This is a genomic window from Reichenbachiella sp., assembly GCF_033344935.1.
In the GTDB taxonomy this organism is placed as follows: domain Bacteria; phylum Bacteroidota; class Bacteroidia; order Cytophagales; family Cyclobacteriaceae; genus Reichenbachiella.
Window position 1 is genome coordinate 3,888,671 of record NZ_JAWPMM010000001.1, and the last position, 12,775, is coordinate 3,901,445.

Sequence of the window (12,775 nt, forward strand, 5' to 3'; positions counted from 1 at the left end):
GTCAACGTTCATTATAGCCTTTGCCTTCAAATATTTTTGGTTTGCACTTTTCTATTCTTGACACCCGTGTGTTGGACTGTTTGGCCTGTGAGATATGGAGCAGATAGCCTCTTTGTCTTCCAGGTGTCAATGCTTCAAAGGCCGCCTTGAATTCCTGATCTGCGTTGAGTGCTTCTTCTAATTCCTCCGGCATTTCGTAGGCTGAGGTCTCTTTCATTTTCACCTTCAGTCCGGCACGTTCCACTTCGATGGCCTGGAAAATATAGGCCTTCAATTCCGCTTCATTTTTCTCGATGTCATCGACATTGGCAAATCGAATTTGGCGAGCAGACTGAACGTTCTTGGTCTGCTGGACGAGCCATTTATTGGTATCTTTAAGCAGCGCACCCTTGTGAAATAAGTAAGCACAATAATCCTTGAACCCATGGATCAACACTACATTTTGCCGCTGAAAGGTATAGCACGGACAGCCCCATTTGAGTTCCTCTGTCAAACCACAATCCAATGCCATCTTTCTCAATTGTCTATACTCCGCTTGCCACGGTGTAGACTTCTCAAAAAACCAATCTACTTCAGGATTCATTTCACTCATAGCGCTCTACGATTTTTACTACTTATTTAGAACAGAGACTTTTAGAATTCTAACATCATTGACCGGTCTATCCATCGCACCGGTTTAAACTGCAGCAATGGCGTCTACGACTTCCAGTCCTTGCACTACTTCACCAAACACGGTGTAGTTTTGATCCAAATGCGGCGTGCCACCCAGTGTCTTGTATACCTCTCGATGTACCTCAGGTATGCTGTATTTTTCAAAGTTTTGGTAATCTTCCATCAACTCCTTCATACTGTTATTTAGCTGCGCATAGCGCGTCCAATCCTCTGCTTCTTCAGCTTTAAGCAACTCTGACACAATGTCTTGATTACTGCTGTCATTTTTGAATGCATTCTGTTTTAGCCAGCCATTAATTCGCCCTTCGGCTACTTCGAGCAAACTATCGTTGAAGACTTTGCCTTGAACGATATAAAACTGTGTGCTGCTGGAAGCTCTTGCGAGGTTCCCGTCTCTCGCTGCTCCTAAGGCTCCTTTCTTATGAAATAGCGCGGTATTGAATTCTGCATCAACCCGATAGTCCAAACCGCCATTGCCGAGGGTATTTCCAGGCTGTGCATTTTTGCTATCTGGGTCTCCACCTTGAATCATAAAATTTTCAATCACTCGATGAAACAGCACACTATCCAGCACCCCCTCATTGGCCAGTTGGATGAAATTATCTCGATGTTTCGGGGTTTCGTTGTATAATTCCAATACGATCGTACCAAGGTCCGTCACCATCTCGATGGAGGTTCTTTTTTCTTCCTCCGGTCCTTCGGTTTGTTTGGCCTTTTGCGTGCAGCTATTAGTACTGAACACAAAAAAACAGATCGCAAGGGCAGTTTTTAGTTTTTTCATTTTTTTGGGGTATGTGACGCCACTGTATGAATCGTGCGTTTTAGTGAAGATAATGTTTCGTCTACTAAATAGCCAACGCTGCGAAATGGGCTATTACTTTTTTTAGTTCTCAATAGGCCATTTCTGCGAATTGGCGGGCCTTTCAGAATGCAGAAGTACTTACCCTAATACTATTCACGCATGATTTTCATACAGAACATTATCAGCTTTTTTACCCCACATATTTGATTATATATTTTAATGATGTAATTTAGTGGCGTAAATTTACGCCAATGAATTCTGAGGAAGAAAAATCAAATGTATCATTAACCGAGATCTACGATTATCTCGCTTCTAAGAAAAGTACAACCTTAGTTGACCTACTTGAAGAACAATGTAAAAAACATGGAGTTTCTCAAAGACAGTTAAGTCAGATCATTGGGATTCAACGTAAATCACTTCAAAGAATTCTTGAGGGGGAGGCCCAAAAAGTTGATGTCTTAACACTATTAAAGATTAATCAATTTCTCGGATTGGATTTAAATGAGGTAATAAAACTTTATATAAGTGGGATTTCATCAGAAAGTGTCAACGAGCTAGAATCAAGTAGAAAGTCAGCCTACATAGTCAAACACTTTGATTTAGAAGGATTGAAAAAATCGGGCTTTATAAAAAGCCTTATTGATTTTGATGAGATTGAGCAAAGGATATTGGCGTTTTTTGGACTTGAGAATATTTATGAATATGAGTCTGAAATAAGTGGCGCATTATTCAGTCGTACCAAAAAAAGCACCCACGATAAAATGATGGAGTTCTGGGTGAAGTCAGCCTATCTCCAATTTCAGAAAGTTGACAACCCGAACGAGTATAACAGGGATTCATTACTCGATTTAATAGCTAAAATGAGACCTTACACTCGTCAAGTAGAAAATGGCTTAACAACAGTCGTTAAAGCCCTATTCAATATAGGAGTTACAGTAATTATTCAGTCGTATCTCACTAAGACGCAAATACGTGGAGGTACTTTTATCGTAAATGGGAAACCATGTGTTGTGCTTACGGACTTCAACAAGCGATACGACACTCTTTGGTTCACATTGTTACACGAATTGTGCCATGTCCTATTTGATCTCGAGACAATTCAAACCACGACTTATCATCTTACTGGAGAGCCTGATATTTTTTTAATTGAGGAAGAAGCTGATCAATTCGCAAGGGATTATCTTCTTACTCAAGAAAAATTGGCAATCGTACAACCATTCATTTTTTCTGATGGTGTTGTTAAAGATTACGCCAAGCAATGGAAAGTTCATGAGTCTATTATCTATGGGTTGTACTTGCATGAGCATGAAAACTACTATCCAAAATTCAGAAGTTACATTACAAAGTCGGATCCAGCTGTTAGAAATTTAAAGCTAAGTAGTTGGGATGAGGATTCAATAGTTGAGCATGCTGAAAAAATTAAAGAGGTATTAACGTCAAAATAATTCGAAATGAGCAAGAAAAAAGAAGACGAAGAAAAAAAGAAAAAACTCAAGAAAAAGGAAGAGATAAACAAAATTCTTCGAGCTGCAGATTCAGGAAAGGAAATACAGTTAGGTATGCACACCCGCGATTTTTCGTTTCTTGATGGGGTTGAGGAGAAGTTTGCCAAAGACCTCCAAAACCCTGATGAGTCATACAGGTTATACTACAGTATTAGACGTTTGTTGATGGAGTATTTGCCAAAAGGAAAAGAAAATGAAAAGGCACGAAAATTCATTTACGAGCAAAAAAACATATTCCTTAACCGAGGAAAGGCAAAAGGGCCTGATGGATATAGAGGAAGTGATGGTAGACAGGCATATATTTCTTCAGATTTAGTTGTCGCACTTGAGATTGTGAAAGACTGGATAAAATCTGGTGCGAATGCCTTTGATGTATATAAGTTGTTCAATGAGAAGAATATTGAATTGGGATATATCGATGCTAAAAAGCAGTAGTTGCTTATAACATTTGTGTAAAGTGACCAGTGCACTTTATTCGCACTGCATCTTTACTGCTAATATAAATGAACCATACATTTAAAAACACAACAGCCCCAAGCAATTGCCTGAGGCAGTCTGTTTACCTAACCTAAAAATCTATTTTAAATTTTCTCTAATGCTGTTTGAAATTCTCTTGTTTCAATAGTGAAAAGAGGAAACCTTGGTTTACCCTACCCTATTAAAATTAATTTTGAATTCGCTGCTGCTCTTCTCTTGAGGCGGCGGCTTTGTTTCTTCTTTTCTTCAGTTTGTTATTGCCAAATGAGCGCGTGTAAGTCATATTGAAAACCTGGTTTTCGAAACGGAATCTGTTTCGTAAATTGATATTTTCCTCTGGCACATAGGTCTCCCCTCTGAAATCTCGTCCGCTAAATGCATCTGTGACAGAAAATTTGAAAGACCCTTGATCATCCTTTAGATTTTTCTCTACTCCAAAATTTACAATCGCATAGGACTGGTATTTGGATATCCCGAAATAAGAAGGCGTGCCCAAGTAAGCTGATACCTCCACGTTAAAATTCTTAGGCAGTTTGAAAGTATTACTCCCATTAAACCGAACATTGAAAGCCTCAATACTTACGGGCGTATCCAACTGTTCAGTTTCTGATACGCTGTAGATACCCGTCACGGTATATTGCATCTCCCACCAATCCGTGACTGTGATGGGCAGCGTTACACTCGCGCTATAGTTGTCGCGGTATTTCATATTTTCAGCCGACATGAGCTGCGTACGTCCATTGTCTGCCAACCTTGGCTGGAAGCCTACAATGGCATCTTCGTCGCGACTGTATTGTACGGTGAAAAGTGTGGATTTCCATCGATACTCCGCTTTGAAATTATTCGTGATCGAAGGTAATAGTGATTCATTGCCTGTCCAGAAGGTGGTAGGATCCAAAAAGATCACGAATGGCGCTATTTCATTGAAAGTGGGACGTGTCACTCTACGACTGTAGGAAAGCACCCAGCTATTGTCATCGTTGATGGTTTTGTTGATAAACAAGCTCGGAAACCACTGTCCATAATCTCGATTCACTACATTTTGCATCGTACGACTATCCAAATCGGTAGTCGTGTGTTCATAGCGCAATCCTACATTGATCCCCAGCTTTTCGGTTGGTTTAAAACTAATCGAACTATAAGCGGCCAGGATATCTTCTGTCATGTTTACCTCACGGGTGAGATCAGTATCTACAGTAGTCACTCCGTTTTCTACATAAACGACCTGCACCGCATTGTCCAAGGTATTGAACGCTCCTTTTATTCCGGCTTCTAGTTTCGTGTTTTCATTGATTTGAAAGGTATAATCTACTCTAGGCACCAGCGTGCTCAATGGGGTTTCTTTACTGGAATAAATATCGGGCAAGCTACTACTGCTATTGGAACCATCCAGATCCTGAAAATTTTGCTGGTAGTCTGTTGGGTTAGATGAATCGAAGGTGATATAATCCACTTCGGCGGATACCGTATGTCTATCATCAAACACATGTTCAACATTGGCATTGTAAACAAAATAGGTGCTTTTGTTCACTTCGTGATTGATCATATTCAATTGATAAGATGGGTTTTCATTGATCAAATAGTTCACATTATTGACTGCATCCATATTCCAATCTCTATCGAAGAAAGTTACACCAGCGCCTACCAGCGTCTTCTTGGTCAGTTGATAATCAAATCCCAACTGCGCATTGTGCGAATAGGTAATCGGATCGCGATGACTGACCGTGCTCGTTCGGGTTTCGTCTCCTGCATCGGTGAGGATAATTTTGTCGTTGCCATTAAGCTGATCGGTATGATCCAATCGATACGAATAGTTTCCGAAAATATTCCATCCTTTTTTGCGATGATTGAAGTTGACGCTGCCACCTACTTTTTCTCCTCCGCCATATCCAGTAAATAAAGAAAATGAACCATTCGTGCCTGCATCTGTGGTTTGCTTCAATACGATATTGATCAGACCCGCATCTCCTTCGGCTTCGTATTTCGCAGGAGGCGTGGTGATCAGCTCTACACTTTCTACATTGTCGGCATTCATACCTTCTAGCATTTGCACTGCGGCAGACATGGGCATACGGCTGATCTTTCCATTGATCATTACTCTCACGCCTGATTTGCCAGCTAGGGCCAAACTATAGTTGGATCGATCGACCGTTACGCCTGGCGACTTCTCTAATATATCTAAGGCTGATCCCGCACTGGCTGTAATACTACTTTGTACGTTGATGACCGTTCGGTCAATTTTCTGTTCGAAGATTGGCTTCTGAGCTACCACCACGACTTCATCGAGTTGCTCAGCATCTTCGATGAGGGTGATCACTCCTAAGTCCTGGGTCTCGTGATTGACCAGAATGGGAGCAAAGTATTCCTGATAGCCTATGGAAGAAATTCGAAGTAGATAGTTACCTGTAGCAGCATCCAATTTGAAACTTCCCTTTGCATCCGAAACTGCACCCTTGACCAGCGAAGAATCTGAAGGATTCAATAACAACACATTCGCAAAAGAAACGCCTGCATTGGCGTCATGGACTACTCCAGACAGCGCACCTTGGGCACTTGCTACAAATGAAGAAAAAATAAAAAGACCTGTGATCAGGAGTGAAAAATTGATAAATCTAGACATTGGTTTTAAAGTTGAGTTTTTGAATTATTATCAATTCTGGGTAAATGACGATCATCCGTTTGATGAAAGTATTCGAGTTTTGATTTGCTAGATTACGGCCTATTTTTTGGAAAGATTTGAACTGTGACTTATTGTGACAAACTATGACAAGAAAACAGAGGCTGTCTCAAAAGCCAGGTAAACTGTCAGGCTGAGCGGTTCGCCACCCGCGCACTCGAAGCCTTGCTGCTATACGTCGGCAGGCATTTCGAGAGCCTCAATGTGACATTTATTAGAAAATGGAGACTTTTGAGGCAGTCCCTTTTGTAAAAAATTTTGCTATTTCAGCAGGTTAGCTGTGCTTATAGCCGATCATACACCCAAATCAATTGGCAGCCCTCGCCTTGCTCTTGAATGATTTGAAGTTCGCTTGAAGTCAGGGTAAACCTATCTGCAGCCTCATTACCACTTTCTAAATTTAGAATCAGAAAATCACCAGATATCACGTAGGTACCATCATCTTCGTAGGCGACATCTTCAAACTCATATTTTGTGGTATAAGTACCGTCTCCCAGAAAGGTCACTTCAAAACCATCACACTCGGTATCGAAACTATCGGAGAATTCGCCACATTCTTCTGTGTATCCACTGTTGCAAACCCAGGTCCCCAGAATTTCAGGAGCGTCGTCTTTACAACTAGAAAACAAAATGAGCAAGCTACAACAAACCCAAGCGAATTGATTTGAAAAATGGTGCATGTAAAATTTAAGGTTTAAAAGTGAGGCACATTGCCTACCTTGACCATGCACATATCCTGAAACAACGCTTTTTACTATTTCACTTACTTGGCGTAACTAATTGATCTCATTTCTCTAATAACAGTGACCTTGATCTGACCTGGATACTGCATGTCGTTTTCGATTTTAGAAGAAATTTCAAATGACAAATCGCTTGCGGATTTATCTGTGACCTTATCTGCATCTACCAATACACGAAGTTCTCTACCCGCCTGAATGGCATAGCATTTATGTACCCCATCAAATCCAAGCGCCAAGGCTTCAAGGTCCTTGAGTCGTTTGATATAAGACTCCATGATCTCTCTTCTCGCACCAGGGCGCGACCCAGAGATGGCATCACAGGTCTGAATAATTGGTGAAATCAAAGTGGTCATCTCGATCTCATCATGGTGAGCACCGATGGCATTACACACATCTGGATGCTCCTTGTACTTTTTGGCGAGTTCCATACCCACTATAGCATGCGGTTGCTCTGCTTCTTCGGGCCATACTTTCCCAATATCATGTAGGAGTCCGGCTCTTTTCGCTTGCTTCGCATTAAGCCCCAACTCCGAAGCTAGTGTAGCACAAAGCTTGGCTACCTCTCTCGAGTGTTGCAGTAAGTTCTGGCCATACGATGATCTGAATCTCATTCTACCTACCATCTTAATCAATTCTGGATGCAGGCCATGAATACCCAAATCAATGACTGTTCTTTCGCCAATCTCTACGATTTCCTCTTCGATATTTTTTGTAGTCTTAGATACAATCTCCTCGATTCTTGCCGGATGGATTCTACCATCTGTCACCAATCGATGTAGAGACAATCTGGCTATCTCTCTCCTTACTGGGTCAAACCCAGAAATGATGATAGCTTCTGGTGTATCATCCACAATGATCTCTACACCAGTAGCTGCTTCTAGCGCTCTAATGTTTCGTCCTTCACGACCGATGATTTTACCTTTGATGTCGTCGCTTTCTATATTAAAAATAGAAACACAGTTTTCGATAGCATGCTCTGTAGCCGTACGCTGAATTGTTTGAATCACTATCTTTTTTGCTTCCTTAGTGGCAGTCAACTTAGCCTCTTCAATGATGTCTTTGATATGAGAAGAAGCTTTGGTACGCGCTTCATCCTTTAGTGTCTCCTTCAACTGGTCGATGGCCTCAGCAGCTGAGAGGTTTGATATCTTTTCTAAGATTGCCGTTTGCTCTTGCTTGGTTTTCTCCAATTCCTCTTTTCTGCGCTTTACTATTTCCATTTGCGCATCCAGGTTTTCCTTCTGGCTTTCTAGCTCGGCTTCTACTCGTTTGTTTTGCTCTATCTGCTTGGAGATATGACTTTCTCTTTGCTTGACTTTATTTTCGTTCGCAATGATTTGGTTCTTCTTGCGATTCGCTTCTTCTTCAAATTCAGATTTCTTTTTTAAGAAATGTTCTTTGGCTTCGATAGCCTTTTCTTTCTTGACATTCTCTGCATTTATCGTAGCCTCTTTGATGATCATTTCGGCTTGTCCTTTGGCCTCTGACAAGCGTTTTCCTTCGGCTCTTTTAGCCAGAAATTTACTGATTCCAAACCCGACGGCAAGTCCACCCAGGGAAGAAAGTATTATAAGTAGTGTGTTGTCCATGATATATATATTTATCATGGCACGGAAGCAAAAAATGCTTAGCAGAAATGAATATTATAGTTCAGCAGAGACTAATCGGTTAAGCTTAGAAATTTGATCCATTGCCACTTCGTCTGTGGTCTGTCGCAGTTCCATGGCTCTCAGCTTCTCAACGAAGCTATCTATCGCTACCATGGCCAATAAATCCTGTTTATCATCAATACCAAATTGATCTTGAAAAGACTTTAGCTTTTCATTTATTTTCTTACCCGCTTCACGAATGGTCGCTTCTTCACTGGCCGCCACCTTCATGGGGTATTCTCTGTTGCCTATTTTTATTTTTATTGATAACTCTGTCATTGAGTTTTTTCTATTCGCTCAATTGAGCAATGCATTTATCAACTTCAATTATATATTCATTCAGCATGTCACTCAAATCTGCAGCACTATGGGTGCTGTTCACTACCATGCCATTCACAATTTTACTAATTTTATCTTGATTTTGAAAGCTGGATATTTCCTCGCCTTTCTGTTCGAGTTGCTCACGCAAATCGCCATTCTCCTTTTTCAGCACTTTAATCTCCTCTTTCATTTTTTGATGATCACTGATCAACAAAACTAATTTTCTTTCTAGGTGGCTGAGTTCTGAGCGTAGAGGATTGTCTGACATTATTACTTTCTAATTATTGCGTTTAGGTCTCTTTCAAAACAGGTAATTAAACCATTCATTGTTTTGTCTATCGCCTTATCGTTGAGTGTCTTATTTTCATCCTGCAGGATAAAACTCAAAGCGTAAGACTTCTTTCCTTCACCAATGCTCTCCCCTTGATAGACACTGAATACGTTAATCCTTTTGACCAACTTTCTAGATTCTTTCTTAGCCAGTTCCATGATTTGTTGGAAACTCACTTGCTCGTCAATCACTAACGACAAGTCTCTTCTAACTTCTGGGAATTTAGGAACTGGTTTGTATAGTATCTTTTTACCATACTTTTTCAGCATTTTGGCCCAATTGAACTCAGCGTAGAATACATCTTGGCTTACTTCTGCTACTTTCTGAACCTTTCTGTTCACCTTTCCCAAGGATACCAATAACTGGCCATCTTTTGAGATATCTAAACCATAGTCGAAAACAGGATTGTTGGTCGGTACGGAATCGAATTCAGTAATGCTAAATTTATCTAAAATTTTATGAACTGTGGATGATATGTTGTAAAAATCAATCGACTTTTTATCCACATTCCAACTTTCATCCATTTGCTCGCCAGTCAAAAACAAGGCTAGCTGTTCGTGCTCCTTGTATTGACCTTCTTCAGCGGTATAAATCCTACCAAACTCGAAGAACTTCAAGTTGGTCTGTTTCCTGTTGATATTGTATTTTAAAGACTCTAATCCGGAGAAGACCATCGTTTGTCTCATCACACCCAGCTCTTCGCTCAACTTATTGAGTACTTCCACATTTAGCTTGCTATCCCAAATTTCCGTTTTGGTTACATATTCAGGATTAGTCAATGAGTTGCTAATAATTTCATTGAATCCCTGAGCAGCTAAAAAGTCTGTCGTCTTCGATTGAATTTTATCTTTATCTGGTGTTGGAAAAGCAGCCAAATAATCCGCCCCATAGTTCTCTTCCAACTCTACATTGTTGTAACCATAGATTCGAAGAATCTCTTCAATCACATCGGCTTCACGCGTTACATCCACTCGGTAAGGAGGAACTGTGGTTTTGAATCCTTCTTCCGATTCATTGGAAACCGTGATATCCAAGTCTTCCAAAATTTCTTTGATGCGGTCGTGTGGCACTTGTTTGCCGATCAACCGATCAATGTTTTTGTACTTTACATCGACTTCAAAATCTGCAATTGGCTCTGGGTAGATGTCAATCAAGTCTGAGCTGATTTCTCCACCAGCCAATTCTTTGATCAAAATAGCCGCATATTTAAGTGCATGCACCGTCATATTCGGGTCTGTACCTCTTTCGAATCGAAAAGAGGCATCCGTCTTGATACTATGTCGAGTGGCCGTATTTCTTGCCCAATCTGCTGAGAAGTAAGCCGCTTCTAAGAAGATGGCAGTCGTACTATCTTTTACGCCTGAGTTGATTCCACCGAATACACCACCGATACACATGCCTTCTTCGGCATTACAAACCATCAGGTCTTTATCCGTTAGCTCTCTTTCTTTTTCGTCGAGTGTGGTGAATTTCGTGCCATTTGGCAAAGTCTTCACGATGATCTTATTGCCCTTCACATCTGCCATGTCATAAGCATGAAGTGGCTGCCCCAAACCGTGAAGCACATAGTTGGTGATATCTACTACATTATTGATCGGCGCCAGGCCAATACACTTCAAGCGGTTTTTCAACCACTTTGGTGATTCTTTTATGGTAAGATTGGAAATAGTTAATCCCGAGAACCTTGGACATGCTTCGAAATTTTCTACCACTACTTCCACAGGTGTGGACTGATTATCTACTTTGAATGCACTTAAGTCTGGAAAAATAGTTGGTCTTCTGAAGGCTGCCTTGAGATCACGGGCTACGCCGTAATGGGAAGTGCCGTCTGCTCGATTTGGTGTTAGTCCAATTTCAATGACAGTATCTGTCTCGGGTTTAAACAGGTCTCTAGCTGGTGTGCCGTTTGGTAAATCTGTATCCAAAACCATGATGCCATCATGCGATTGGCCCAAGCCAATTTCATCTTCGGCACAGATCATTCCTAAGGATACTTCACCTCTAATTTTTGCTTTCTTGATTTTGAATGACTCGCCTCCTTCCGGGTATAAAGTCGCGCCTACGGTAGCTACGACTACTTTCTGTCCTTTGGCTACATTGGGTGCGCCGCAGACAATTGGTGAGGGCTCGTCCGCCCCGATGTCGACTGTAGTCAGGCTCAATTTATCAGCATCAGGATGCTTTTCGCAAGACAATACCTCGCCTATTACCAATCCTTCCAGCCCGCCTTCGATTTCTTCGAATTTCTCTAAGCCTTCTACTTCTAACCCCGTGTCTGTTAATACTTCAGAGATAACATTTGAGTCTTCTTTCAACTCAATAAAATCCTTCAACCAATTCAGAGAAACCTTCATTAAACTACCTGCTTTTTACTCTAGATAAAACAAGCCGTAAAATTATAAAAATAAGGGAGGATGTAGCACGCTGGCGCGTTTAATATTTAAGGATGAAAGTTTAAAACTCAAATGGCCAAGATTACTTATTCGTTCGCTTACCAAAAAGTGTATTATAAAGGATGATACCCATGCCACAGGCCATGACCAGATAAAACCATCGGGGAGACCCTGCTTGATAGGAGCGATAAAAATGAAGTGAGGCCAAAAAAATCAAAATGAATCCGCCAAGGATTCCATAGCGATTCAGTTTTTTGATATTCATGTAAGTTCAATGGTTCGTTCCCACTCTTCGAATTTTTCTATATCCTCTTGCACACTTTTATAAATCCAGTAAACGATAGAGATATCATCGGTCAGGCCTAAGATGGGAATGACATCTGGAATTAGATCTAGTGGAGTAATAAAATAGATCAAAGCACCTACGATCATGGCCAGCGTGCGCCAGGGAAATTCTCGATACTCTCCTGATAGTTGCGCTTTTACCATGCGAATCATGACGTATACTTTCTCAGAAAATTCCTTCAGTCGATCGTTGTTCTCCAGCACTTCAGTCAATTTTTCACGAGTGGAGCCTAACAAGCTCTGTACACGTTTGTTGTCTTTTAAGACCTCTTCTGCTTTCTTTTGATACTTTTTGAAATTTTCTTTCTTACTCATATATCCCTAATTAAAATACCTGCTGAATTTCATTTTTAACGAATGACAAAGCCACATCCGTGCCTAACTCCTGCTTTTCTATCACTTTTTCAAAAACCTTTCGAGCTAAGTCGATGCTTTTAGCTTCTTCTCCCAAGTCGCCCGATGCTTCATTCACCAACATGATAATTTCTTCCATGGCATTTTTGACCAGATTCCAAGACTCTTCAGACATGTACACCTGCTGAGACAGATTGTGTCCAAACTCTTCACGGATTTCATGTAAAAGCACTTGCTGAAATTCTCCAGCTGTCATTTCTCCAACGTTTAATCTTACGATCAAATTTTTAGGCGCTATGCGCTCTAAAAAGAGGCAAATTCTTTCATAAGCTTGTAAGCGAACAGGCAATACTGTATCGTTGTTTTTGATCTTGATATCGATGAGTCTTTTTTCATACTCCTTGTTCAAAAACATACGAGTGGTAAGAAACATGGCATACAAAACTGCCCCTGCTGGTAGAATGATTTTTCCGAAATCTGTTAGTGCCTCCAATACTTAAATTTTAGAT

The 12,775-nt window shown here is 40.8% G+C and carries 13 protein-coding genes; 2 read left to right on the forward strand and 11 right to left on the reverse strand.

All coding sequences use genetic code 11. The features are described 5' to 3' along the window. Position 1 precedes the first annotated feature (1 nt). Together R8N23_RS16600 and R8N23_RS16605 are read right to left on the reverse strand one after the other, a co-directional pair. Positions 2 to 583: a YdeI/OmpD-associated family protein gene (locus R8N23_RS16600; RefSeq protein WP_318173580.1), complete on the reverse strand. Its 582-nt coding sequence runs from the start codon at positions 581 to 583 to the stop codon at positions 2 to 4. A gap of 93 nt (positions 584 to 676) precedes the next feature. Continuing rightward, complete coding sequence (locus tag R8N23_RS16605) at positions 677 to 1,453, reverse strand: peptidylprolyl isomerase (RefSeq protein WP_318172736.1); 777 nt, start codon at positions 1,451 to 1,453, stop codon at positions 677 to 679. A 272-nt stretch (positions 1,454 to 1,725) separates the two neighbouring features. Between R8N23_RS16605 and R8N23_RS16610 the strand changes: the two genes are divergently transcribed. Then, positions 1,726 to 2,919, forward strand: a complete 1,194-nt coding sequence (locus tag R8N23_RS16610) for a helix-turn-helix domain-containing protein (RefSeq protein ID WP_318172737.1) — start codon at positions 1,726 to 1,728, stop codon at positions 2,917 to 2,919. A 6-nt stretch (positions 2,920 to 2,925) separates the two neighbouring features. Further along, a complete protein-coding gene (locus R8N23_RS16615) occupies positions 2,926 to 3,414 on the forward strand; it encodes a hypothetical protein (protein WP_318172738.1) in 489 nt (162 codons plus the stop codon). A 229-nt stretch (positions 3,415 to 3,643) separates the two neighbouring features. On the opposite strand, the gene R8N23_RS16620 is transcribed toward R8N23_RS16615, so the two are convergent. The 9 genes from R8N23_RS16620 to R8N23_RS16660 all read right to left on the reverse strand — a co-directional run bounded on the left by R8N23_RS16620 (position 3,644) and on the right by R8N23_RS16660 (position 12,759). Continuing rightward, positions 3,644 to 6,076 carry an outer membrane beta-barrel family protein gene (locus R8N23_RS16620; protein ID WP_318172739.1) on the reverse strand — a complete coding sequence of 811 codons (2,433 nt, stop codon included), beginning with the start codon at positions 6,074 to 6,076 and terminating at the stop codon, positions 3,644 to 3,646. A 341-nt stretch (positions 6,077 to 6,417) separates the two neighbouring features. Next, on the reverse strand, positions 6,418 to 6,813 hold the full coding sequence (locus R8N23_RS16625) for a lipocalin family protein (RefSeq protein WP_318172740.1): 396 nt from the start codon (positions 6,811 to 6,813) through the stop codon (positions 6,418 to 6,420). 83 nt (positions 6,814 to 6,896) lie between these two features. Beyond that, positions 6,897 to 8,462: a ribonuclease Y gene (gene rny / locus R8N23_RS16630; protein WP_318172741.1), complete on the reverse strand. Its 1,566-nt coding sequence runs from the start codon at positions 8,460 to 8,462 to the stop codon at positions 6,897 to 6,899. Between the two features lie 54 nt (positions 8,463 to 8,516). After that, the gene (locus R8N23_RS16635; protein WP_084373781.1) at positions 8,517 to 8,801 is read right to left on the reverse strand and encodes a cell division protein ZapA; all 285 of its coding nucleotides are present in this window, start codon (positions 8,799 to 8,801) and stop codon (positions 8,517 to 8,519) included. A 10-nt stretch (positions 8,802 to 8,811) separates the two neighbouring features. Next, on the reverse strand, positions 8,812 to 9,111 hold the full coding sequence (locus R8N23_RS16640) for a hypothetical protein (RefSeq protein ID WP_318172742.1): 300 nt from the start codon (positions 9,109 to 9,111) through the stop codon (positions 8,812 to 8,814). Between the two features lie 2 nt (positions 9,112 to 9,113). After that, positions 9,114 to 11,528, reverse strand: a complete 2,415-nt coding sequence (gene pheT, locus R8N23_RS16645; protein ID WP_318172743.1) for a phenylalanine--tRNA ligase subunit beta — start codon at positions 11,526 to 11,528, stop codon at positions 9,114 to 9,116. A 121-nt stretch (positions 11,529 to 11,649) separates the two neighbouring features. Further along, entirely contained in the window at positions 11,650 to 11,832 is a 183-nt protein-coding gene (locus R8N23_RS16650) for a hypothetical protein (protein ID WP_318172744.1), read from the reverse strand. Next, on the reverse strand, positions 11,829 to 12,227 hold the full coding sequence (locus tag R8N23_RS16655) for a YkvA family protein (RefSeq protein ID WP_318172745.1): 399 nt from the start codon (positions 12,225 to 12,227) through the stop codon (positions 11,829 to 11,831). Before R8N23_RS16655 ends, R8N23_RS16650 begins: the two co-directional genes overlap by 4 nt. Positions 12,228 to 12,237: 10 nt before the next feature. Further along, positions 12,238 to 12,759, reverse strand: coding sequence for a hypothetical protein (locus tag R8N23_RS16660; RefSeq protein WP_318172746.1), 522 nt, complete (start codon positions 12,757 to 12,759; stop codon positions 12,238 to 12,240). Positions 12,760 to 12,775 lie beyond the last annotated feature (16 nt).